Below are 23616 nucleotides of genomic sequence, written 5' to 3'. Positions count from 1 at the left end.
GGACGACCCATGGCCGAGATCAAGGATCCGGAAAACACCATCGTTATGGAAACCACGCAAGGGCGGGTGGTGATCGAGCTTTTGCCCGACCTGGCGCCCGGCCATGTCGGCCGTATCAAGGAACTGGCGCGCGAGGGCGCCTATGACGGCGTCGTATTCCACCGCGTCATCGACGGCTTCATGGCCCAGACCGGCGACGTGCGCTACGGCAAGTCGGGCGGCGCGTCTTTCGACCCGTCGCGCGCCGGCATGGGCGGTTCCGACAAGCCGGACCTGAAGGCCGAATTCTCCAACGCCAGCCATGGCCGCGGCACCTGTTCGATGGCCCGCTCGCAAAATCCGAACTCGGCCAATTCGCAGTTCTTCATCTGCTTTGACGACGCCTCGTTCCTGAACCGGCAATATTCGGTCTGGGGCCAGGTCGTCGAAGGCATGGACAATGTCGACAAGATCAAGCGCGGCGAGCCGGTGCAGGATCCCGACAAGATCGTGTCGATGAAGGTCGCGGCGGACGCGTGATGAAAATCCGCGCCGCCGTTCTCGCGTTCTGTCTCGCCGCGACGGCCACACCGGCCGTCGCCAGCGGCGGGATCGCATGCACGGGCGACGGCGTTGAGGTCGACCTTTCGGTCGGCCGGCTCGAGGTGATCTCGGTGCTGCGCGCCACGGTCGAGATCGGCGGCAAGGTCTGGTCGACCAACCCCGAAATCGTGCCCGGCACGCCGATCGCCGTCGGCCAGGCGTTCGAGGATCAAAACCGTCTGCTGATCGACTTTACCGACGAGGCGGTCAACGCGATCATTGGCCGGTTGCGTGTGTTTTCCCTGACGGAGGGCGACGGTTACGCCGCCGGAGGCGTGGTCTCGTTCAAGGACGAGGGCGTCTTCGTCGTCGACTGTTCCGAACGCGGATGAAGGTCGATCAGTTCGATTTCGCGCTGCCTGAAGAGCGCATCGCGTTGCGCCCGGCCGAGCCGCGCGACGCCGCGCGCATGCTGGTGGTGCGGCCCGGCGCCGGGCTCGACGACCGCGGCGTCGGCGACCTGCCGGGCTTTCTGAAGCCGGGCGACGTGGTCGTGTTCAACGACACCAAGGTGATCCCGGCCAGGCTCACCGGCATCCGCCGCCGCGGCGATGCCCAAGCGCATATCGAGGCGACGCTGCACATGCGGGTCGGACCCGATCGCTGGAAGGCGTTCTTGAAGCCGGCCAAGCGCGTCGAGGCGGGCGAGCGCATCCAGTTCGGCCATGACGGCGCGGTGTGCCTGACCGGCAGCCTCGACGCCACGGTGGCCGAAAAGGGGCAGGGCGGCGAGGCGCTGCTGGCCTTCGACCTTTCCGGCGCAGTGCTGGACGAGGCTCTGGAGGCTGTCGGCCACATCCCGCTGCCGCCCTATATCGCGGCGCGGCGGCCCGACGACGCCCGCGACCGGCGCGACTACCAGACGATTTTCGCCCGCCAGGAGGGGGCGGTGGCCGCCCCGACGGCGGGGCTGCATTTCACCCCCGCGCTCTTGTCGGCGCTCGACGCGGCCGGCGCGGACCGGCACTGCGTCACGCTGCATGTCGGCGCCGGCACGTTCCTGCCGGTCAAGGCCGACGACACCGACGACCATGTGATGCACGAGGAGTGGGGCACGATCTCGACCGAAACGGCGACGGCGCTCAACCAGGCGCGGGCGCGCGGCGGCCGGATCGTGGCGGTCGGCACGACCACGCTCAGGCTGCTGGAAAGCGCGGCCGGTCCCGACGGGCGTTTCAGCGAATGGGCGGGCACGACCGATATCTTCATCACCCCGGGATACCGGTTTCGCGCCGTGGACGTGTTGATGACCAATTTCCATCTGCCGCGCTCAACGCTGGTCATGCTGGTGTCGGCCTTTTCGGGCGTGGAGACGATCCGCGACGCCTACCGGCATGCCATCGAGAGCGGCTATCGGTTCTATTCCTACGGCGATGCGTGCCTGTTGTTCCGGGCGCGCGCAGAATGATCCACTACCGCGGCGCATTCCAAAACGCCTGCCTTTCAGCCGGTTGAAGATCGCGATGACGCAAAGCTTTCAGTTTTCCCTGCTGGCGACCGACGGCGCGGCGCGGCGCGGCGAAGTCTCCATGCCCCGCGGCACGATCCGCACCCCCGCCTTCATGCCGGTCGGCACCGCCGGCACCGTCAAGGCGATGTATATGGACCAGGTGCGCGATCTCGGCGCCGATATCATTTTGGGCAACACCTATCATCTGATGCTGCGGCCGGGCGCCGAGCGCGTCGCCAGGCTCGGCGGGCTGCATGAATTCGCTCGCTGGCCGCATCCGATCCTGACCGATTCGGGCGGGTTCCAGGTCATGTCGCTGGCGCAATTGCGCAAGCTTTCCGAAAAGGGCGTCACCTTCAAGTCGCACATAGACGGCGTGGTGCACGAGATGTCGCCAGAGCGCTCGATCGAGATCCAGGGCCTACTCGGTTCCGACATCCAGATGCAGCTTGACGAATGCGTGGCCCTGCCGGCCGAGCGCGACGTGATCGAGCGCTCGATGGAACTGTCGCTGCGCTGGGCGGACCGCTGCAAAATTGCTTTCGGCGATCAGCCGGGCCGGGCGATGTTCGGTATCGTCCAGGGCGGCGACGACGAGGCGCTGCGCGTGCGCTCGGCCGAGGCGCTGACCGGGCTCGACCTGAAGGGCTATGCGGTCGGCGGGCTGGCGGTCGGCGAGCCGCAACCGGTGATGCTGGCGATGCTCGACGCGGTCTGCCCGGCGCTGCCGCAGCACAAGCCGCGTTATCTGATGGGAGTCGGCACGCCCGACGACATCGTCAAGTCGGTGCAGCGCGGCATCGACATGTTCGACTGCGTCATGCCGACCCGTGCCGGGCGCCACGGGCTCGCCTATACCCGGCACGGCAAGATCAATCTGCGCAATGCGCGCCATGCCGAGGATTCGCGACCGCTCGACGCCGAAAGCGACTGTCCGGCCGCGCGCGATTACAGCCGCGCCTATCTGCACCATCTGGTCAAGGCGGGCGAGGCGCTGGGCGGCATGCTTTTGACCTGGAACAATCTTTCCTATTATCAGAGCCTGATGCAGGGCCTGCGCGACGCGATCGAAGCCGGCCGGCTTGCCGACCATGCCGCCGCGCTGGCCGAGGGCTGGGCGCGGGGCGATCTGGCGCCGGTGTGAACCGCTTCCGGTCGGCCCGCGTAGGAGGAGGAGACGCCGCCGGCATTGCCCGCCAGCGCGGAAACCCCTGTCCTTCGAGGATATCTTGGCCGACCATCTTGTTGCCTATGCCGTCGCGCTCGTCCTGTTCCTGATCGCCGACGGGCTGTGGCTCGGCATTTCGGGGCCGCGCGTCTACCGCCCGCGTATCGGCGCGATCCTGCGCGACAGGCCGCGGATCGCTCCGGCAGCGGCGTTTTACCTGCTCTACGTCGCCGGGCTGGTCTATTTCGCCGTGGCGGACAATCTCGCCGGCGGTACGGTCTTCGCCGGCGCCCGCGACGGGGCGCTGTTCGGTTTTTTCTGCTATCTCACCTTCAACGCCACCAGCCTCGCTCTCATTCGCGGCTACGACCGGGCGATCGCCATGCTGGACACCGGCTGGGGCGCCGTACTCGGCGGCCTGGTCGCCGGCGCGACGGTGGCGATCATGAACTGGGCAGCTTTCATGTGACCGGCTCCGCCGTCAGGTGCTGAGCGCATTCGAGGCCCGCAGGCTGCAGCCGGTAATGCGGAACACGCCGTCTTCCTGCAGTTCGAGCGTGTAGACGGCGACATAGTTGCGCCCGTCGGGACCGACCACATGCACCTGCTGCAAGATCGTGGACTGGTTGAGTTCCTTCGCGGCGCCGAAAGCATAACTCCGCGGCTGCCGGACGGGCATGTAGCCGCGTTCGACCATCGTCATGAAAGCGTCGACCGTCGGGTAGAGCTTTTTGATGGTCGGGGCGGCGTGGCTGTAGGCGGCCGCGCCGTCATCCGCCTGGAATGCCTGCAACTGCTTGTCGATGGTCGACTGGGCGGCCTGAATTTCAGCCTCGCCGGCAAGGACGGGTGCCGCACCCAGAAGGGCCAAAGTGAGGGCGATTGCACGATAGTGGGCCATTGTTCCGCTCCGGGCTTGGGCCGTCCGGTGGCCTTGCCGGACCGAACGGCCGTCTTGATCATCAAAAGCATATACGACGAAGAGAAGCTGCCGGTTTCATCTCGCCGACGGCCAATCCGTGCCGCGCGCACGACCAGAACGCCTCGGTTAGCGGAAAAGATCGACGCCCGCTTGTGCCTCAAATGACGAGAAAGCTTTTTTGTCTCCCTGCGCTTGATTTCGTCCGGCGAACCCTTTGTTATGGATGCCACAGGGGAATTGTTGCGTGGTTGCATTCGATGAAATGCGGCCCGACGGCACCACGGTCCGCGGGCCTTACGCGAGCTACAATGACTGGCTGAAAGCGCAGGACGCGGCGCGTCTGGCGGAAAAGGCGAGTGACGCCGAACAGGTTTTTCGAAAAACCGGCATCACCTTCGCCGTCTACGGCGAGGCCGAGGCGGCCGAGCGGCTGATCCCGTTCGACATCGTCCCGCGCATCATTTCAGGCGCCGAATGGCGCCGCCTGACCCAGGGCATCGAGCAGCGCGTGATGGCGCTGAATGCCTTCCTCGACGACATCTACCACCGCCAGGAGATCCTGCGCGCCGGCCGGGTGCCGAAGGAGCTGATCGCCAACAACGAGGCTTTCCAACCCGAAATGATCGGCGTGCGCCCGCCGGCCGGCGTCTACACCCATATTATCGGCGTCGATATCGTCAGGACGGGCGAGAACGAATTCTTCGTGCTGGAGGACAATGCGCGCACGCCGTCGGGCGTGTCCTACATGCTGGAAAACCGCGAGACGATGATGCAGCTCTTTCCCGAGCTGTTCCAGTCGATCAGCGTGCGGCCGGTGGAAAACTATCCGCAATTGCTGCGCCAATCCTTGTCGCGGGTCCGGCCCGAGGGCTGCCGCAAGGACACGCCGCGCGTAGCGGTGCTGACGCCCGGCATCTACAATTCGGCCTATTTCGAGCATGCCTTCCTGGCCGACCAGATGGGGGTCGAACTGGTAGAGGGCTCCGATCTCAGGGTCGTCGACGGTCGGGTGGCCATGCGCACCACCGAGGGTTACAAGGAAATCGACGTGCTTTACCGCCGCGTCGACGACGCCTTCCTCGATCCGATGACCTTCAGGCCCGATTCCGCGCTCGGCGTGGCCGGCATCATGGACGTCTACCGCGCCGGCAACATCACCATCGCCAACGCACCGGGCACGGGGATCGCCGACGACAAGGCGATTTATTCCTACATGCCCGAGATCATCGAGTTCTACACCGGCCGCAAGCCGCTTTTGGGCAACATTCCGACCTGGCGCTGCGCGGAAAAGGACAGCCTCGCCTATGTGCTGGAGCATCTTGACGAACTGGTCGTCAAGGAGGTGCACGGCTCCGGCGGTTACGGCATGCTGGTCGGGCCGGCGGCTTCGAAAAGGGAGCGCGAGGCGTTCGCCGAAAAGCTTGCGGCGCGGCCGGGCAACTATATCGCCCAGCCGACCCTGTCGCTGTCGACCTGCCCGGTCCTGAGCGGGGCCGGTCTCGCGCCGCGCCATGTCGATCTGCGCCCGTTCGTGCTGGTCTCCGACAAGATCCAGATCGTGCCCGGCGGGCTGACGCGGGTGGCGCTGAAGGAGGGCTCGCTGGTCGTCAATTCCTCTCAGGGCGGCGGCACCAAGGACACCTGGGTGCTCGATGACTGAGGCGCGAAAGGGCTGCCATGCTGCTCGGTAGAACCGCCAACGGGCTCTACTGGATGAACCGCTATATCGAGCGGGCCGAAAACATGGCCCGGCTCGTCGATGCCGGCCTGCGCCTGTCGCTGACGCGCACCACCACGCCGGCCGAGGAATGGGCCTCGGTGATCGTCAGCGCCGGCCTGCAGGCGGATTTCCAGACCCGCCACGACGAAGCCACCGTTGAGACCGTGTCGGAATTCCTGCTGCGCGATCTGACCAATCCGTCGAGCGTGATGGCCTCGATCGAGACGGCGCGCAACAATGGCCGCATGGTGCGCACCGCGCTGACGCGCGAGACCTGGGAAAGCCTCAACGAGGCCTGGATGGCGATGAAACGCATGCTGGCCCGGCCGGTCGACGGGCGCGAGTTGCCCAAGGTGCTTGGCGCCATCAAGCGCGAGACGGCGCTGATCCGCGGCGCGTTTTACGGCACCATGCTGCGCAACGAGATTTTTGACTTCGCCCAGCTCGGCACCTTCGTGGAGCGCGCCGACAACACCGCCCGCATCATCGATGTGAAATATTACGTGCTGTTGCCGTCGCTGTCCTGGGTCGGCTCGACGCTCGACAATTACCAGTGGGAATCGATCCTGCGCTCGGTTGCCGCCCATCGCTCCTATGGCTGGGTCTACGAGGGCGACTACAAGCCAACCAATATCGCCGATTTCCTGATCCTCAACAACCGCATGCCGCGATCGCTGGCCTTCTGCTACCGCAACATTGCCGAGAGCCTCAATTTTCTGGCGGCCGAATACGGCCCGCGCCACGGCTGCCACGACATTGTCGAGACCACGCTCGGCAAGATCAAGGGCAACACGATCGAGCGCATCTTCGACATCGGATTGCACGAATTCCTGTCCGACTTCATCGTCGAGAACAACCGGCTGGGCAACGAGATCGCCCGCGACTACCGGTTCTACTGAACAGCGGGACTGGACGAATGCGCCTGAAAATCAGCCACCACACCGAATACAGCTACGATGCGCCGGTGGGCTACGCGCTGCAGCGCCTGCGACTGATCCCCAAGCAGGATACGGTTCAGACCGTGCACGGCTGGGAGCTGTCGATCGACGGTGCGCGCGAGGAGGTGCGCTTCCGCGACCAGTTCGCCAACGAAACCGTGCTGATCAGCGCCGAGGGCGGCCGGCATGCCATCACCGTGGAAGCGCGCGGCGAGGTCGAGACCAGCGACGCGGCCGGCGTGGTCGGCGAACATCGCGGTTTTGCGCCGCTGTGGCTGTTTCGCCGCGAAACGGCGCTGACGAAGGCCGGACCCGGCGTGGCGCGCCTCGTCGAGCAGATGGGCGAGGCCTCCGATCTGGAGCGCCTGCACGCGCTGATGGCGGCGATCGCCGACACCGTCGCCTACCAGACCGGGACCACCGACGCCGAAACGCCGGCCGAAGAGGCGATCAAGCGCGGCACCGGGGTATGCCAGGACCACGCGCATATCTTCGTATCGGCGGCGCGCCGCACCGGCTTTCCGGCCCGTTATGTGAGCGGCTATCTGCATATGGACGGCACCGACCAGCAGGCGGCGAGCCACGCCTGGGCCGAGGTCCATGTCGACAGCCTGGGCTGGGTGGGGTTCGACCCGGCAAACCGCGTCTCGCCAGACGCGCGCTACGTGCGCGTGGCGACCGGCCTCGACTATCGCGACGCCTGCCCGGTCTCCGGCATCCGGCATGGCAGCGGCGAAGAACTGCTTGCAGTTCGCGTCACTGTCGAGCAGTAATCTGCGCGAACCGAGTTTTCAGGCGGATTCTTTCGATGACCTATTGCGTCGCGCTCAGCATGGATCGCGGGCTGGCCTTCATGTCCGACACGCGCACCAATGCCGGTGTCGACAGCATTTCGACCTTTCGGAAAATGTTTTCGTGGACGAAGCCGGGCGAGCGGGTGATCGTTCTGCTTGCCGCCGGCAATCTGGCGACCACCCAGGCCGTCGTCAGCCTGCTCGACGAACGCGCCAAGGCGTCGCACGACCGCTCGCCCTCGCTGTTGGAAACGCCGTCCATGTACCAGACCGCGCGCGTGGTCGGCGATCTCCTGAAGGAGGTCATCGCCGGCTCCGTACCCGCCGGCCAGAGCCAGGACGCGTTCGGCGCCTCCTTCATCCTCGGCGGCCAGATCCGGGGCACCGAGCCGCGCCTGTTCATGATCTATCCCGAGGGCAATTTCGTCGAGGCCGGCGCCGACACGCCGTTTTTCCAGATCGGCGAGATCAAATACGGCAAGCCGATCCTGGTGCGCGCCTTCGATCCGGGGATGAGTTTCGCCGAAGCCGCCAAGCTGCTGCTGGTTTCGTTCGATTCCACGGTGAAATCCAACCTTTCGGTCGGATTGCCGCTCGACATGCAGTTTTACGAGCGCGATAGTTTTACCCCCGGCAAGCAGGTCCGCGTCAATGCCGACGATCCCTATTACCGGACGATCTCCGAAGGCTGGTCGGACGCGCTGAAAACGGCCTTCCGCAAATTGCCCGACTTTCCATTTTAGGGCCGTTTATCTTTAACTGGCTTCGTTTGACCGCCGGGATTTCGTGGTCTGGCCGGGAGCGTGCGGCGATGCCGCCGGAATTGAACGATTTGCCCCGCACGCCGCTCCAATCCACAACCGCCCCACAGGCTCGCGCGCATGGACGGCAGGCGCCCGGCATCAGCCCTTCGGCGTGCCGGGCTCGTGCGGCAGGCCGGCTTCCTTCCACGCGGTGAAACCACCGGCGACATGGCTGACCCTGTCCAGCCCCATTTCCTGGGCGGTCTTGGCCGCGAGCGCGGAGCGCCAGCCGCCGGCGCAGAAGAACACGAGATGCTTGCCGGAGGAAAACAGCGCCTTGTGGTAGGGGCTGTCGGGATCGATCCAGAATTCCAGCATGCCGCGCGGGCAGTGATGCGCGCCTGAAATGCGCCCGGCGCGTTCCAGTTCGCGCGGGTCGCGAATGTCGATGAAGGCGACGTCGTCGCGGCCCAGAAGCGGCGCCGCCTCGGCCGGCGTCAGCGCCTCGACCACCGCGTTGGCCTCGTCCAGAAGCGCCTTGTAGCCTTTTTTCATCACATCCTCCCGTTGCCGGCGCTGCTTAGCGCACCACCACGACCTTGGCGCCGACCCCGACCTGGTCGTAGAGATGCTCGACATCGTCATTGGCCATGCGGATGCAACCCGACGACATCGCCTGGCCGATCGTCCACGGCTGGTTGGTGCCGTGGATGCGGTAGAGCGTCGAGCCGATATAGATCGCACGGGCGCCGAGCGGGTTGTTGGGGCCGCCGGGCATATAGGCCGGCAGCTTGCGGCCCTTGCGCGCCTCGCGCCGGATCATCTGCGGCGGCGGCGTCCAGCCAGGCCATTCGGCCTTGCGCGAGACGCGGTCGGTGCCCGCCCATGTAAAGCCCTCGCGGCCGACGCCGACGGCGTATTTCAGTGCCCGGCCATTGCCGAGCGTGTAGTAGAGCCGCCGCTCGGAGGTGTTGACGATGATCGTGCCCTTGCCGTGCGGCCCGTCATAACGCACCGTCTCGCGCGGGATCGGCGATTTGTCGGAATTCCTGGTGCCGTGTTCGACCCGCGGCTGGCCGCCGCGAATGATGCGCGCGAACAGGCTTTCGGCCGCAGCCGTGTTGACCAGCGGCGAGCCCGGCGCCGCCATCATGAAAGCCGCGGCCAGCGCCGCCTTGATCCCAAGCCCGATTTTGCCCATGTCACCCATCCTGATGAAAGTCTGAACTTTACGCGTCCGTCGCGCCGGCCCGGTCCTAGCGCCGCATCATGGAATGGCGGCCCGAAAGGTCAAGCGACGACGGAAGAGGACGCGCGGCGCGCCGATGCGCCCGCATCCCGACGTCACTATGGCGGCGGCCGGTAAGTAAATCGTTGCGGCGCCCGCCTTCAGCCGAGATTGAGCTCCTTGAAGAAGTCGTTGCCCTTGTCGTCGATGACAACGAAGGCCGGGAAATCCTCGACCTCGATGCGCCAGACGGCCTCCATGCCGAGTTCGGGATATTCGACCACCTCGACCTTCTTGATGCAGTCCTGGGCCAGGCGCGCCGCCGGCCCGCCGATCGAGCCGAGGTAAAACCCGCCATGGGCCGCGCAGGCCTCGCGCACCTGGCGCGAGCGGTTGCCCTTGGCCAGCATCACCATCGACCCGCCGAAGGACTGGAACTGGTCGACGAAACTGTCCATCCGCCCGGCGGTCGTGGGCCCGAACGAGCCCGACGCGTAGCCCTTCGGCGTCTTGGCCGGGCCGGCATAATAGACCGGATGGTTCTTCAGATAGTCGGGCATCGGCTCGCCCTTTTCCAGCCGCTCGCGGATCTTGGCGTGGGCGATGTCGCGGGCCACGATGATCGGTCCGTTGAGCGAAAGCCGTGTCTTGACAGGCTGTTGCGACAATTCCTTCAGGATTTCGTTCATCGGCCGATTGAGGTCGATCCTGACCACGTGCGCGGTCAGCCTGTCCTCGTCGACATCGGGCATGTAGCGCGCCGGATTGGTTTCCAGCTCCTCCAGGAAAATGCCCTCGCGGGTCACCTTGCCGAGCGCCTGACGGTCGGCCGAGCACGACACGCCGAGCCCGATCGGCAGCGAGGCACCATGGCGCGGCAGGCGGATGACGCGCACGTCGTGGCAGAAATATTTGCCGCCGAACTGGGCGCCGACCCCCATCTGCTGGGTGAGCCTGTGCACCTCGGCCTCCATCTCCAGGTCGCGGAAGGCGTGGCCGGTCTCGCCGCCCGCCGTCGGAAGGCCGTCGAGATAGCGCGTGGAGGCGAGCTTGACGGTTTTCAGGTTCATCTCCGCCGAGGTGCCGCCGATCACGATCGCCAGGTGATAGGGCGGGCAGGCGGCCGTGCCGAGGGTCAGAATCTTTTCCTTCAAGAATTCGATCAGCCGGTCATGGGTGAGCAGCGACGGCGTGCCCTGGTAGAGAAAGGTCTTGTTGGCCGAGCCGCCGCCCTTGGCCACGAACAGGAATTTATAAGCGTCCCCGCCCTCCTGGTAGAGGTCGATCTGCGCCGGCAGATTGTTTTTCGTGTTGTTTTCCTGAAACATCGACACCGGCGCGAGCTGCGAATAGCGCAGGTTTTTCTTTTCGTAGGCGTCGAGCACGCCGCGCCCCAGCGCCTCGGCGTCGCCGCCTTCCGTCCACACCCGGCGGCCCTTCTTGCCCATGATGATCGCGGTGCCGGTGTCCTGGCACATCGGCAGGATGCCGCCGGCCGCGATATTGGCGTTTTTCAGCAAATCGTAGGCAACGAAGCGGTCATTGTCGGTCGCCTCCGGGTCTTCCAGGATCGCGGCGAGCTGTTTCAGGTGGCCGGGCCGCAACAGATGGTTGATGTCGGCGAACGCGGCTTCCGACAAAAGCCGCAATCCCTCCGTCTCGACAATCAACATCTCCTGGCCGCGAAAACTGTCGATGCCGACATGATCGTCGGTCAGCTTGCGATAGGGCGTCTGGTCGGCGGAAAGGGGAAAAAGATCGGCAAGCACCGGGTCGATCATGCGCATGTTCCTCGCTTCGGCTGGGAGCGGATAGTGGCCGGGTTATTGTCGCTGCGGCAGAAAAAGTCCATGCGAAGCGTTGCCGCTGCGACGGGAGCGCGTGCCGATGGCGGGCGTCTGTGCGAAAAACATAACAGAAATTTTATCGCCGTCGGGCAAAGGCTCCGGCATTTGCTGTTGCCATAATCCGGCGCTACGGTTCCACTCGCCGACAACCGGCCATATCGTGAATCGGCGCGCCGGAACACACGGGCAACCAGACTGGACAACGAGACCACGGGCAGGGGTTATGCACGAAAACCACCGTCGATTGCTGGCCTATCCGGCCTGTCTTCTGGCCGCCGCCATGATGATGGCGCCCGCGCCGGCCGAGGCGCAGAACATTTTTCAGATGCTGTTCGGCGGCGGCATCAAGGAGCGCCGCGAGCGCGACGTGCGCACCCAGGCGCCGAAGCCGAAACAACCGAAAACCCGGGTCAAGCGGGTCAAGATTTCGGCGCCGTCCTATTACACCTACCGTCCCGACAAGCTGGTGAAGGTATCGTTTGCCGAATTGCTCAAAGCGCCGCGCCCGGCTAGCCTCGAACCATCGCTGGATAGCGGCCTTTTCGGCGAGGCCCTTGGCGGGCTCGAGGATTTCGACCTGCGCGACTACCAGGACGTGGCCGCGGCGCTGACGGCCTATTACGGCGACAAGCGGGCCTTCATCTGGGTCTCGGGCTTCAGTGCCAACGGGCGCGCGGCCGAGGCCGTCCGGGTGTTGGGCGAGGCCGCCGATTTCGCGCTCGAGCCGGCCGATTACACGGTGACGATGCCGGCGCCCGGCTTTTCGATGGACCAGATGGCGGCCCGCAACACCGAACTGATCCGTTTCGAGATGGCGCTGTCGGCCAGGGTGCTGCGTTATGTCCGCGACGCCTGGTCCGGCCGTGTCGATCCCAACCTTCTGTCGGGCTACCATGACTTTCCGAAAAAGCCGCTCGAATTGGTAAAGGTTCTCGATCGTCTCGCCCATACCCAGGACGTACGCGCCTATCTGGAGTCGCGCCATCCGCAGAACGAGCATTTTTCGGCATTGCGCGTCGAACTGGAGGCGCTGCGCGCGAGCGCTGAAAACGACATCGTCGTCGACCCCAAGCTGCTGCTGCGTCCGGGCAAATCCAGTCCCGAATTCCCAAAAATGCTCGCCCTGTTCGCGCGCGAGACCGACGAAGCGTTTCGCACCGAACACGCAGCTTTGCTGGAAAGTTTCAAGGACAGCGAGCTTTACGACGAGCAACTGGTGTCGCTGGTCAAGGCCGCGCAGGAGTTCAAGGGCCTGAAAGGCGACGGTGTGATCGGTCCGCGCACGGTCGGCGCCTTTGCCGGCGAATCCAGGGCCGCCCGCATCGCCAAGGTCGAATACGCGCTCGAAAGGCTGCGCTGGCATCCCTCCGATCTCGGCAGTCCGCGCGTCTTCATCAACCAGCCCGCCTTTACCGCGACCTATGTCGAAGGCGGCAGCGACAAGCTGTCGATGCGCGTGGTCGTGGGCAAGAAATCCAACCAGACCAACTTCTTCTACGACCAGATCGAGCAGATCGACTACAATCCCTATTGGGGCGTGCCGCAGTCGATCATCGTCAACGAGATGTTGCCGAAGCTGCACCGTGATCCGGGCTATCTCGACCGCGCCGGTTACGAGGTCACCGACGCGCGCGGCCGGCGCATCTCCTCCTCCGCGGTCAATTGGGGCCGGTATGGCGGCAAGGTGCCCTTCAATGTGCGCCAGCGCCCCGGCTCCGGCAATGCGCTCGGCGAGTTGAAGATCCTGTTCCCCAACAAGCACGCCATCTACATGCACGACACGCCGTCGAAGAGCCTGTTTGAGCGCGATACGCGCGCCTACAGCCATGGCTGCGTGCGCCTCGCCGACCCGCGCGGCATGGCCGCCGCGGTGCTCGACAAGCCGCTCGACTATGTCGCGGCGAAGATCGGCGCCGGCCATTCGTCGGAAAAGATCACCCGCAAGATCCCGGTCTATGTCGCCTATTTCACCGCCTGGCCCGATCAGGACGGCAAGGTCGCCTATCATGCCGACGTCTACGACCGCGACAGCCGGGTGCAAAAGGCGCTGGAGGCAATCGAGGCGGTGCGCCAGCCGGCCGGCTGAAGCGGTTCCAACAAAGATGTGAAGCGCTTTCGTATCCGGAACTGCGCAAAGCAGGCCGCCATTCGGCGCCCTTTTTGTTTGCGCGCGTCGGGTGTATGTCGTGCACGCACCAGGGACAGTCGGACTGCGTGAAGCGGGCGGACGCAAAAGCGCCGACAATGGCGCGAAACACCGGAATGCGAAGATGTTTCTTTCCGTATTCGATCTCTACAAGGTCGGCATAGGTCCATCGAGCTCGCACACGATGGGACCGATGACCGCCGCCGGCCGTTTTCTCGACGAGATCGCCGGTGACGACTGGCCGCGCCCGAGCGGCGTGGCGGTGGCGCGCCTTTCGGCCAGCCTGCACGGTTCGCTCGCCTTTACCGGCGTCGGCCACGGAACCGACCGGGCCGTGATTCTCGGCCTCGCCGGCGAGAACCCGACCACGGTCGATCCGGACGGCATGGACGGCATCCTCGCCGCCGTGCGCGCGCAAAAGACGGTCAGGCCGGCCGGCCATCCCGCCTACCGGTTCGATCCGGACGCCGACCTGGTGCTGGACAAATCCACGCCGTTGCCCGGCCACGCCAACGGCATGGCATTTAGCGCGCATGACGGGGAGGGCCGTGTCCTGCTGCGGCGCGTCTATTATTCGATCGGCGGCGGGTTCGTCGTGTCGGAGGAGGGATTGCAGCGGCTGAAGGCGCGCGGCACGCCGCCGCCCGGCCCCGACGTGCCCTATCCCTTCCGCTCGGCCCGGGAAATGCTCGAGATGGCCAAGAAGAGCGGGTTGTCGATCGCCGAGATGAAACGCGCCAACGAGCAGACCCGCCAGACCGGCGAGGCACTCGACGCCGGTTTGGAGGACGTCTGGGGGGCGATGCAGGCCTGCATCGAGCGCGGCCTGTCGCGGGACGGCATCATGCCGGGCGGACTGAAAGTGCGCCGGCGCGCACGCGTATTGCACGACCGGCTGGAGCAGGACTGGCGCGAAAACCGTCCCAACCCGCTGCTTGCCAATGACTGGCTGGCGGTGTTCGCGATGGCGGTCAACGAGGAAAACGCCGCCGGCGGGCGCGTGGTGACGGCGCCGACCAACGGCGCGGCCGGCGTGGTGCCGGCGGTGCTGCGCTACTGGCTGAAATTCCATGTCGACGCCGATGCGCGCGGCATCAAGGATTTTCTGCTTACTTCGGCCGCCATCGGCGGCATCATCAAGCACAACGCCTCGATTTCCGGCGCCGAGGTCGGCTGCCAGGGCGAGGTCGGATCGGCCTCGGCGATGGCCGCGGCCGGTCTCGCGGCAGTGATGGGCGGCACGCCCGAGCAGGTGGAAAACGCCGCCGAGATCGCGCTCGAGCACCATCTCGGCATGACCTGCGATCCCGTCGGCGGGCTCGTCCAGGTGCCGTGCATCGAACGCAACGCGCTCGGCGCGGTCAAGGCGGTCACCGCCGCCTCGTTGGCGCTGAAGGGCGACGGGACGCATTTCGTGCCGCTCGACGCCGCGGTCGAGACCATGCGCCAGACCGGCCTCGACATGAACGAGCGCTATAAGGAGACCAGCCAGGGCGGGCTCGCCGTCAACGTGGTGGAGTGCTGAGCCGGGCAGGGCGGCTTTGTGGAGAACCGGCCGTGCCGCTTGACCCGGGCCGGATCGACGCTACACCCTTTCAGGCATGACTCTTCACTTGGTCAAACTGTGTGTCGGCGCCGACAGCGTCGAGGATCTTCAGGGCTGGGTCGAGGCCAGGCTCGACGCCATGCGTGGCGCTGGCGAGACTCCGAAACATTTCCACACCACCCGCATGATCCCCAAACGCCGCGACGAATTGCTCGACGGCGGCTCGCTCTATTGGGTGATCAAGGGCAATGTCCAGTGCCGGCAGCGGCTTGCCGACATCAGGCCCTTCACCGACAAGGACGGCGTCTCGCGCTGTCGGCTGGTCTTCGACCCGCAGATCGTGTTGACCGAATGGCAACCCCGGCGCGCTTTCCAGGGCTGGCGCTATCTGCAGCCCAAGGACGCGCCGCGCGACATCGACGACAATCGTGGCGGATGGCAGTCCCTGCCGCCCGAATTGCGGCGCGAGCTCGCCGAACTCGGCCTGCTTTAGCCGGTTCGGCTCTAGCTGAAACCGTTTGACGGGCGACATCAATAACACGGCCGTTCTCCCGGCCTGGACGGTTTTTCCGCCCCTGCCTTTCGGGCTAGCCCGATAAACCAGAACCTCACCGTCGAAGCCCTTGCCGGCCGTCGATGTCGCGCCGCGGGCATCTTCTTGCCGGAACGCAGAATCCATTCCGCCAAACCGCCCCATCCAACGATGAGCCGCTTTAGATTTCGTTCACCGCGCCGACAGATCAGTCGGCCGTTTATACAAAGCTGCGGCGTGCTTTACCAAAATTCGCGGTTCTTCCTGTAGTCCAGTGGAAATGATTGAAGCTGCGGGCAAAAAGAGTCAATCTCACCGTTGGGTGGAGTAACAACGATGTTCTTGTCGGGGTTGAGGGGACGCACGAGCGAGCGGCGTGATCACGGCGCGCATGTGGTCGTATGCGGCAATGAAAAGGGCGGCTCGGGCAAGTCGACGACGGCGGTCCACATCGCGGTCGCGTTGCTGAAATCCGGCTATTCGGTCGCCACCGTCGATCTCGACGGGCGCCAGCTTTCCCTGACCCGTTATGTGGAAAATCGGCGCCGCTGGGCCCACAAGGCGCGTATCCCGCTCGATATTCCGCATCATTTCCACGTGCCACCGGCCCGGCGCGACACGATCTCCGATGCCGAGGGCGAAGAATTCAGAAAATTCGCCGAAGGGCTCGCCGACATCGAAAACGGCCACGACTTCGTGATTATCGACACGCCCGGTTCCGATACTTTTCTCAACCGGCTCGCGCACCGCATCGCCGACACTTTGGTGACGCCGATGAACGATTCCTTCATCGATTTCGACGTGCTGGCGCGCATCGACCCGGTGAGTTACGACATTCTCGAGATTTCGCAATATTCGGCTTCGGTCCGCGATGCCAGGCGCGAGCGCCGGCAGACCGACAATACCATCCCCGACTGGGTCGTGGTGCGCAACCGCATGTCCTCCTTCACCTCGCGCAATGAGCAGAAGGTCGATGCCTGCCTGAAAAACCTCGCCGCCCGGCTCGGTTTCCGGCTCGCCGACGGCATTTCCGAGCGCGTCATCTTCCGCGAGTTCTTTCCGATCGGACTGACCGCGCTCGACGATTTCGAGGAGCACGTGCTCGGCACCAAGCCGACCCTGTCGCATCTGGCCGCACGTCAGGAAATCCGCCTGCTGCTTGCCGCCCTGCGGCTGCCGACCAGCGAGATGGGCCGCAAGCGGCTCGACATGCGCCGCAAGCTGGCCGATTCGTCGAGCCGCCCGCTCGAACTGCCCGACATCTTCGCCAATTGAGACCCCGGCGCACCGCCGAACCTCGCGATCACCCACATCTTTGGCCGGTCAACGGGCTTGCAACTTCTGCCGTCACGCCACATTTTCCAAAGGTGATGAACAAACAGGACAAACCGCTCGCGCGTAAGGAGGCCGGCCGGCCGGCCGAGCCGCGTTCCGAAGCCGGGGCGGTGGACGCTTTCGTCAAGCAGGCCAAGGCGTTGCGCACCGTGTCGGGCCTGGCGCGCGGACGGCTGGTGCTGGCGCTCGACGCGACGATGAGCCGGCAGCCGACCTGGGATCTCGCCTGCCGCTTGCAGGGCGAAATGTTCCAGGCGGCCGGCAAATCCGGAAAATTGCGAGTCCAACTGGTCTATTTTCGCGGCTTTGGTGAATGCCGCGCCTCGAAATTCGTGCTCGATACCGAGGAATTGACCCGCTTGATGACCCGCATCGATTGCCGCGGCGGGCGCACCCAGATCGGCAAGGTGCTGTCGCACGCCCTCAAGGAAAACGAGCGCGGGAAGATCGACGCGCTGGTCTTCATCGGCGACGCGATGGAGGAGAACGTCGACGAACTGGCCGATCAGGCCGGCCGGCTCGGCCTGCGCGGCGTGCCCGTCTTCGTTTTTCAAGAGGGCCATGACGGCGCGGCGGAAATCGCCCTGAAGGAAATCGCGCGGCTTTCCCGCGGCGCCTGGTTCCGTTTCGACCGCGCCGCGGCCGGCCGGCTGGCCGAGCTTCTGTCCGCGATCGCGGTTTACGCGACCGGCGGGTTCGCCGCCCTGGAAGCGCGCGGCAGTGCCGGCGATCGCCTTCTCATCGAGCATATGGGCAAAGGGCGGTAGCGGACGCACGACATGACGGTGCTGTTTTACCTCACGGCGATCCTGCTTGTCGCCGTTCTGGGCGCGTTGGCGTTCCTGCGGGCCAATCCCGCGCGGCTTGCCGCCGGGCTTAGTGTGCTGGGGCCCGCGCTGGTCGGTCTCGCCGGTCTCGGTCTGATGCTGGCGGGCCGCGTCGGGCTGGCAGGGGTGCTGCTGTCGATGGCGGCGGCGTGGTTCGTGTCGGGGCGCCGACGCCGTCGGGCGCGGCCGTCTCCGGGCCGCGTATCGACCGTTCGCACCGCCGCGTTGGAAATGGAACTCGATCACGATACCGGGGCGCTGGACGGCGCCGTACTGGCCGGTCGTCACGAGGGACGCAATCTCGGCGGCATGGATCGCGGCGAACTGTTGGAACTTCGCGCCGCCCTGTCGAGCGACACGGAGAGCCTGCAGTTACTGGAAACCTATCTTGACGGCCGTTTTCCCCAGTGGCGTGAAGGCTTTGACGGTGACACGCACGGGCGGGAGCGAACTCCTCCAAGCACGGGCCCCATGACAAAGGAGGAGGCCTACGAGATCCTTGGTCTTGAAGCGGGGGCCGGTGCGGCGGACATCCGCGAGGCGCATCGCCGCCTGATGCAGCGTGTGCACCCCGACCTCGGCGGATCGTCTTTTCTGGCCGCCCGCATCAACGAGGCCCGCGACGTCCTGCTGAATGGTCATGACTGAATTCTCCGTCGACTAAAGAACCTGCCCGGGAGAGGGGATCGGTAATCTGGTTGGATGCGGCTCAGGCCTATTGCTGCGCCGCGTAGCACTCGATGTTTTTGCGCTTCAACGCCTTGCAGGCATTCCAGGCGGCCGTCTTGGTGGTGAACCCGCCAAAGCGGGCGCGGTGATAGACGGTTCCTTCATGTTCGAACGGAACGGTGAAGGGGGACGCCTCCGACAGGATGCTGCCGGCCATGGCCCGCGTCTGTGACAAGGCGACCAGAGCATCGTTCTGGTTGGGCGATGAGGCAACCTGAACCACCCATCCCGAAACCGTGGTCGAGGCGGTCTTGACCGGATCCACCCGCGCCACGGAATTGCGGATTTCGGTCGCGGCGTCGCGCGTGCCAGCGGGGATGGCCGCGGCCGGCCTGGGCGCCGGTTCGGGCGCATAGGCGGCAACCACAACCTCCTGCGGACGCGCTTTTGGCGTTGGAATGTCGGCCTTGGGCAAAGCGAGCATGCCCGCCACGGCGATCGAACCCGGATTGACTGTGCGCTTAGCGACCAGCGGACCGCGGTCGCGCGTCGAGGCCTTGGGCAGATATTTGCGGATCAACTCGGCCATGTGGGCGTCGCGGCTGCGGCCCGACTTGCCGCCCATGACCACGGCAACGATGCTGCGTCCGCCGGTATTGACCGACGAGACCAGATTGAAGCCGGAGGCGCGCGTATAGCCGGTCTTGATGCCGTCGACACCTTTGACGCGACCGAGCAGCTTGTTGTGATTGCTCATCCGGCGTTTGCCGAATTTGAACGAGCGGGTGGCGAAATACCCGTAATATTTCGGAAAATGCTCGCGCAGGGCGATGCCTAGAATGGCCATGTCGTGCGCGGTGGTTTTTTGCGCCGAATCCGGCAGGCCGGAGGCGTTGCGGAAGGTGGTCTTTTTCATGCCGAGTTGGCGCGCCTTGGCCGTCATCTTGCGCGCGAAACCGGATTCGGTGCCGCCGAAATATTCGGCCAGCGCGGCCGAAGCGTCATTGGCCGACTTCGTGACAAGCGCGTAGATCGCCGTCTCCAGCGAGATCGAACCGCCGGCGCGCACGCCGAGCTTGGTGGGCGGGCGCGCGGCGGCGTGCTTGGAAAACGGAATCCGCGTGCTCTTGCTGACCTTGCCGGCTTCCAGCGCCTCGAAGACCATATAAAGCGTCATCATCTTGGTGAGCGAGGCGGGATAGCGCGCCGCCTCGGCATTGGCGGCGTGGAGCGTCTTGCCGGTATTGGCGTCGATGACGATCGCCGCGTATTTCGACGCGTAGGCCGGCGCCAGTGCAAACACCGCCAGAGCGACCAATGTTGCTGAAACCGTCCGGAATGCGGACCGGATACCCGATGAACCAAATACGCTCACGCTAACCACCTTCAAAAACGCCTTCCGGTGTGGGTTGCAGGCCGCGAACCAAACGGGAGCCGCAACGCCATTTCCCGCAAGGTAGGGGCGACGCCGTTACCATTCCGTTTATGGTAACCGGGTTCTTCACCATTTCCCTTGCATTCGCCTCGCATTCGAACGAGCCACGCACCGGCCGGCAATGACATCGGCGCGGCGAAGGCAAACGCGACCGCCCGAACAACCGCTCTCCGTGCACGCGTTTTCAAGCGTGGCGCGGCCGCTTCGTCCCCTGGCGTGCGCCGGCGCAGCATTGACATTTGCTGCAGTGCAAACTACATTGCTGCATCGCACATAGATACATGCAGCATCCTCCAACGCGCCGGGAAAAGACCATGATGCAGTCATTCGAAGACACCAACAAGCTGGGCAAGGAATACATGGACAGCGGCCTGACGAGCGCCGCCGCCCTGTCGAAGGGGTTCCAGGCCATCGCCGTGGAGACCACAGAGTTCTCCAAAAAATCGTTCGAGACGGCGACCGCGGCGGTCGAAAAGCTGGTAGCAGCCAAGTCGCTCGACACGGCGATCGAGGTCCAGAGCGACTACGCCAAGCAAGCCTATGAGGCGTTCGTCGCCGAAGCCACCAAGTTGAGCGATCTTTACGCCGACCTGGTCAAGGACGCCTACAAGCCGTTCGAATCGGTCGTTTCCAAAACGGTCTGACGCGCTCCGTCATTGCGCTTCATCAGACGTTTCCTGCCTTTTTGCAGGTCTCCGCAAGTCCCGGCCGCGTGATCGCGGCCGGGCTTTTTTCGTTTCGGACCCATGATCGGCCAATCGTGACCGGAATTCGCGCCGCCAACGCCGGCGTTCATATTGTCAGCGCCCGAGAAGGCCTTAAAATTGGAACACGAGTGATTACATAGGTCGTTCCGTCCCGTGAATGAGATAAGGGCTTCCGAGACTTGACGACAGGTAGGGCAGCCATGGGAGACCAGGCCGAAAAAATGCAAGGCGACGAAGGCGGTTCGGGCACCCCTGGGCGGGGAACCACGGTCATTACGCGGACCAAGCCCAAAACGAAGAAGCCCAGCCTCTATCGTGTACTCATCCTCAACGATGACTACACGCCGATGGAGTTTGTCGTGCACGTCCTGGAACGTTTTTTTCAGAAGGATCGTGAAGCCGCCACACGGATCATGCTTCATGTTCACAATCATGGCGTCGGCGAATGTGGCATATTCACCTTCGAGGTGGCGGAAACGAAGGTATCCCAGGTGATGGATTTTGCCCGCCAGCACCAGCATCCGCTACAATGCGTGATGGAAAAGAAGTGAGGTTCTAATGCCGGCTTTCTCGCAAGGCCTCGAACGGGCGCTGCACCAGGCGCTGACCTACGCCAACGAGCGGCATCACGAATATGCCACGCTCGAACATCTGCTGTTGTCCTTGATCGACGATCCGGACGCGGCCGCGGTGATGCGCGCCTGCAATGTCGATCTCGATGAATTGAAACAGACCGTGCTCGGCTATATCGACACCGAGCTCGACAATCTGGTGACCGGGTACGGCGAAGATTCCAAGCCGACCGCCGGGTTCCAGCGTGTCATCCAGCGCGCCGTCATCCACGTTCAATCCTCGGGACGCGAGGAAGTGTCGGGCGCCAACGTGCTTGTCGCGATCTTCGCCGAGCGCGAGAGCCACGCCGCCTATTTCCTCCAGGAACAGCAGATGACGCGCTACGACGCCGTCAACTACATCTCGCACGGTATCGCCAAGCGTCCCGGCGCCACCGAGACGCGCTCGCCGCGCGGTGCCGAGGAAGAGCAGGGCCAAACCGGCGGCGAGGCCGAGGAGGGCGGCAAGAAGAAGCAGCAGCAACAGGATGCGCTGAGCGCCTATTGCGTCAACCTCAACGACAAGGCGCGCGCCGGCAAGATCGACCCGCTGATCGGCCGCGAAAGCGAGATCAACCGCACCATCCAGGTGCTGTGCCGCCGTTCCAAGAACAATCCGCTCTATGTCGGCGACCCGGGCGTCGGCAAGACGGCGATCGCGGAAGGGCTGGCCAAGCGCATCGTCGAGGGCGACGTGCCCAACGTGCTGGCCGAATCGACCATATTCGCGCTCGACATGGGCACGCTGCTTGCCGGAACCCGCTATCGCGGCGATTTCGAGGAGCGGCTGAAGCAGGTCGTCAAGGAACTGGAGGACTTTCCCGGCGCGATCCTGTTCATCGACGAGATCCATACCGTCATCGGCGCCGGCGCGACCTCCGGCGGGGCGATGGATGCGTCCAATCTTTTGAAGCCGGCGCTGTCGTCGGGCACGATCCGCTGCATCGGCTCGACCACCTACAAGGAGTTCCGTCAGTTCTTCGAAAAGGACCGCGCCCTGGTGCGCCGGTTCCAGAAGATCGACGTCAACGAGCCCACCGTCGACGACGCGATCGAGATCATGAAGGGGCTGAAGCCCTATTTCGAGGAATTCCACAAGGTTAAATACACCAACGACGCCATCAAGGCGGCGGTGGAGCTGTCGGCGCGCTACATCAACGACCGCAAACTGCCGGACAAGGCGATCGACGTCGTCGACGAAACCGGTGCCTCGCAGATGCTTCTGCCGGAGGCCAAGCGCAAGAAGACGATTTCGATCAAGGAGATCGAATCGACCATCGCCACCATGGCGCGCATCCCGCCGAAGACGGTTTCGGCCGACGACGAGAAGGTTCTGGCCGGTCTCGAGACCGAGCTCAAAAGCGTCGTCTACGGCCAGGACCGCGCCATCGAGGCGCTCGCCTCGTCGATCAAGCTGGCGCGCGCCGGCCTGCGCGAGCCGGAAAAGCCGATCGGCGCCTATCTGTTCTCGGGCCCGACCGGCGTCGGCAAGACGGAGGTCGCCCGCCAGATCGCGTCCTCGCTGGGCGTCGAACTGCTGCGTTTCGACATGTCGGAATATATGGAGCGGCATACGGTCTCGCGGCTGATCGGCGCGCCGCCCGGCTATGTCGGCTTCGACCAGGGCGGCTTGTTGACCGACGGCATCGACCAGCATCCGCATTGCGTGCTTTTGCTCGACGAGATCGAGAAGGCGCATCCCGACCTGTTCAACATCCTGCTGCAGGTGATGGATCACGGCAAACTGACCGACCACAACGGCAAGCAGATCGATTTCCGCAACGTGATCCTGATCATGACCACCAATGCCGGGGCCGCGGACCTCGCCAAACCGGCGATCGGCTTCGGTTCGTCCAAGCGCGACAGCGACGACATGGAGGCCATCAACCGCATGTTCACGCCGGAATTCCGCAACCGGCTCGACGCGGTGATCCCGTTCGGCTCGCTGCCGGTGCCGGTGATTCACAAGGTGGTGCAGAAATTCGTCATGCAGCTCGAGGCCCAGCTTTCCGAACGCGGCGTCACCTTCGACCTGTCGCAGGAGGCGATCGCCTGGCTGGCCGACAAGGGCTATGACGAGCGCATGGGCGCGCGCCCGCTCGCGCGCGTGATCCAGGAAAGCATCAAGAAGCCGCTCGCCGAGGAGGTCCTGTTCGGCAAGCTCAAGAAGGGCGGCACGGTGCGCGTCAGCGTGGAGACCAAGGAAGACGGCGAGACGGGCCTGAAGCTCGACGCGATCGCCGACACGGTGCCGGTCAAGCCGAAGAAGGAAGTGCCCGCCAAGCGCAAGCCGGCCAAGAAACCGCGCGCCAAGCCGGCGGCGAAGAAGGCCAAACCCGTGTCCAAGGACAAGGACAAGGAGCCGCCCAAGCGCAGCCTCGTGCCGCAAATGCCGCGCAAGGGCTGACGCGCCGAA

Annotated in this window: 23 protein-coding genes; 18 read left to right on the top strand and 5 right to left on the bottom strand. The window is 64.7% G+C overall.

Annotation, left to right across the window (positions count from 1 at the left end; genetic code table 11):
• Positions 1–9 precede the first annotated feature (9 nt).
• From GN330_RS11795 to GN330_RS11775, 5 genes are all read left to right on the top strand, one after another.
• Positions 10–519 carry a peptidylprolyl isomerase gene (locus GN330_RS11795; RefSeq protein ID WP_156712832.1) on the top strand — a complete coding sequence of 170 codons (510 nt, stop codon included), beginning with the start codon at positions 10–12 and terminating at the stop codon, positions 517–519.
• Positions 519–914 carry a hypothetical protein gene (locus GN330_RS11790; protein WP_156712831.1) on the top strand — a complete coding sequence of 132 codons (396 nt, stop codon included), beginning with the start codon at positions 519–521 and terminating at the stop codon, positions 912–914. Before GN330_RS11795 ends, GN330_RS11790 begins: the two co-directional genes overlap by 1 nt.
• Complete coding sequence (queA, locus tag GN330_RS11785; protein ID WP_156712830.1) at positions 911–1990, top strand: tRNA preQ1(34) S-adenosylmethionine ribosyltransferase-isomerase QueA; 1080 nt, start codon at positions 911–913, stop codon at positions 1988–1990. The genes GN330_RS11790 and queA overlap by 4 nt, the downstream gene beginning before the upstream one ends.
• Positions 1991–2045: 55 nt before the next feature.
• Entirely contained in the window at positions 2046–3176 is a 1131-nt protein-coding gene (tgt, locus tag GN330_RS11780) for a tRNA guanosine(34) transglycosylase Tgt (RefSeq protein ID WP_156712829.1), read from the top strand.
• A gap of 85 nt (positions 3177–3261) precedes the next feature.
• Positions 3262–3669 (top strand): DUF2177 family protein, encoded by a 408-nt coding sequence (locus GN330_RS11775; protein ID WP_197435127.1) that lies wholly within the window; start codon positions 3262–3264, stop codon positions 3667–3669.
• Between the two features lie 12 nt (positions 3670–3681).
• Here the strand turns inward: GN330_RS11775 and GN330_RS11770 are convergent, their stop codons facing one another.
• Positions 3682–4101 carry a DUF4864 domain-containing protein gene (locus tag GN330_RS11770; protein ID WP_156712827.1) on the bottom strand — a complete coding sequence of 140 codons (420 nt, stop codon included), beginning with the start codon at positions 4099–4101 and terminating at the stop codon, positions 3682–3684.
• 265 nt (positions 4102–4366) lie between these two features.
• On the opposite strand from GN330_RS11770, the gene GN330_RS11765 reads away from it, so the two are divergent.
• The 4 genes from GN330_RS11765 to GN330_RS11750 are packed head-to-tail and all read left to right on the top strand — an operon-like array spanning position 4367 to position 8317.
• The gene (locus GN330_RS11765; RefSeq protein WP_343040580.1) at positions 4367–5782 is read left to right on the top strand and encodes a circularly permuted type 2 ATP-grasp protein; all 1416 of its coding nucleotides are present in this window, start codon (positions 4367–4369) and stop codon (positions 5780–5782) included.
• A gap of 17 nt (positions 5783–5799) precedes the next feature.
• Positions 5800–6741, top strand: coding sequence for an alpha-E domain-containing protein (locus GN330_RS11760; protein ID WP_156712825.1), 942 nt, complete (start codon positions 5800–5802; stop codon positions 6739–6741).
• Positions 6742–6758: 17 nt separating this feature from the next.
• On the top strand, positions 6759–7553 hold the full coding sequence (locus GN330_RS11755) for a transglutaminase family protein (protein WP_156712824.1): 795 nt from the start codon (positions 6759–6761) through the stop codon (positions 7551–7553).
• 35 nt (positions 7554–7588) lie between these two features.
• Positions 7589–8317, top strand: coding sequence for a proteasome-type protease (locus GN330_RS11750; RefSeq protein WP_156712823.1), 729 nt, complete (start codon positions 7589–7591; stop codon positions 8315–8317).
• 159 nt (positions 8318–8476) lie between these two features.
• Here GN330_RS11750 and GN330_RS11745 read toward each other — a convergent pair whose 3' ends face one another.
• The 3 genes from GN330_RS11745 to GN330_RS11735 all read right to left on the bottom strand — a co-directional run bounded on the left by GN330_RS11745 (position 8477) and on the right by GN330_RS11735 (position 11326).
• Positions 8477–8872 (bottom strand): rhodanese-like domain-containing protein, encoded by a 396-nt coding sequence (locus GN330_RS11745; protein WP_156712822.1) that lies wholly within the window; start codon positions 8870–8872, stop codon positions 8477–8479.
• A gap of 25 nt (positions 8873–8897) precedes the next feature.
• A complete protein-coding gene (locus GN330_RS11740; RefSeq protein ID WP_246188621.1) occupies positions 8898–9518 on the bottom strand; it encodes a L,D-transpeptidase in 621 nt (206 codons plus the stop codon).
• Between the two features lie 188 nt (positions 9519–9706).
• Complete coding sequence (locus GN330_RS11735) at positions 9707–11326, bottom strand: fumarate hydratase (protein ID WP_156712821.1); 1620 nt, start codon at positions 11324–11326, stop codon at positions 9707–9709.
• Positions 11327–11615: 289 nt separating this feature from the next.
• On the opposite strand from GN330_RS11735, the gene GN330_RS11730 reads away from it, so the two are divergent.
• From GN330_RS11730 to GN330_RS11705, 6 genes are all read left to right on the top strand, one after another.
• The gene (locus GN330_RS11730) at positions 11616–13478 is read left to right on the top strand and encodes a L,D-transpeptidase family protein (RefSeq protein ID WP_156712820.1); all 1863 of its coding nucleotides are present in this window, start codon (positions 11616–11618) and stop codon (positions 13476–13478) included.
• Positions 13479–13662: 184 nt separating this feature from the next.
• Positions 13663–15063 carry an L-serine ammonia-lyase gene (locus tag GN330_RS11725; protein ID WP_156712819.1) on the top strand — a complete coding sequence of 467 codons (1401 nt, stop codon included), beginning with the start codon at positions 13663–13665 and terminating at the stop codon, positions 15061–15063.
• A gap of 76 nt (positions 15064–15139) precedes the next feature.
• Complete coding sequence (locus tag GN330_RS11720) at positions 15140–15577, top strand: DUF1489 family protein (RefSeq protein WP_156712818.1); 438 nt, start codon at positions 15140–15142, stop codon at positions 15575–15577.
• A 375-nt stretch (positions 15578–15952) separates the two neighbouring features.
• A complete protein-coding gene (locus tag GN330_RS11715) occupies positions 15953–16891 on the top strand; it encodes a division plane positioning ATPase MipZ (protein WP_156712817.1) in 939 nt (312 codons plus the stop codon).
• 95 nt (positions 16892–16986) lie between these two features.
• Entirely contained in the window at positions 16987–17718 is a 732-nt protein-coding gene (locus GN330_RS11710; protein WP_156712816.1) for a vWA domain-containing protein, read from the top strand.
• A 12-nt stretch (positions 17719–17730) separates the two neighbouring features.
• Positions 17731–18426 (top strand): DnaJ domain-containing protein, encoded by a 696-nt coding sequence (locus GN330_RS11705; RefSeq protein ID WP_156712815.1) that lies wholly within the window; start codon positions 17731–17733, stop codon positions 18424–18426.
• Positions 18427–18493: 67 nt separating this feature from the next.
• On the opposite strand, the gene GN330_RS11700 is transcribed toward GN330_RS11705, so the two are convergent.
• A complete protein-coding gene (locus GN330_RS11700; protein WP_246188620.1) occupies positions 18494–19765 on the bottom strand; it encodes a D-alanyl-D-alanine carboxypeptidase in 1272 nt (423 codons plus the stop codon).
• Positions 19766–20196: 431 nt separating this feature from the next.
• Between GN330_RS11700 and GN330_RS11695 the strand changes: the two genes are divergently transcribed.
• The 3 genes from GN330_RS11695 to clpA all read left to right on the top strand — a co-directional run bounded on the left by GN330_RS11695 (position 20197) and on the right by clpA (position 23607).
• Positions 20197–20526 carry a phasin family protein gene (locus GN330_RS11695; protein WP_156712813.1) on the top strand — a complete coding sequence of 110 codons (330 nt, stop codon included), beginning with the start codon at positions 20197–20199 and terminating at the stop codon, positions 20524–20526.
• A gap of 263 nt (positions 20527–20789) precedes the next feature.
• Positions 20790–21140 (top strand): ATP-dependent Clp protease adapter ClpS, encoded by a 351-nt coding sequence (clpS, locus tag GN330_RS11690; protein ID WP_156712812.1) that lies wholly within the window; start codon positions 20790–20792, stop codon positions 21138–21140.
• A gap of 7 nt (positions 21141–21147) precedes the next feature.
• On the top strand, positions 21148–23607 hold the full coding sequence (gene clpA, locus GN330_RS11685) for an ATP-dependent Clp protease ATP-binding subunit ClpA (protein WP_156712811.1): 2460 nt from the start codon (positions 21148–21150) through the stop codon (positions 23605–23607).
• Positions 23608–23616 lie beyond the last annotated feature (9 nt).

This window comes from Nitratireductor arenosus, from assembly GCF_009742725.1.
Taxonomy (GTDB): domain Bacteria; phylum Pseudomonadota; class Alphaproteobacteria; order Rhizobiales; family Rhizobiaceae; genus Mangrovimarina; species Mangrovimarina arenosa.
This window is presented reverse-complemented; position numbering and strand designations above follow the sequence as displayed.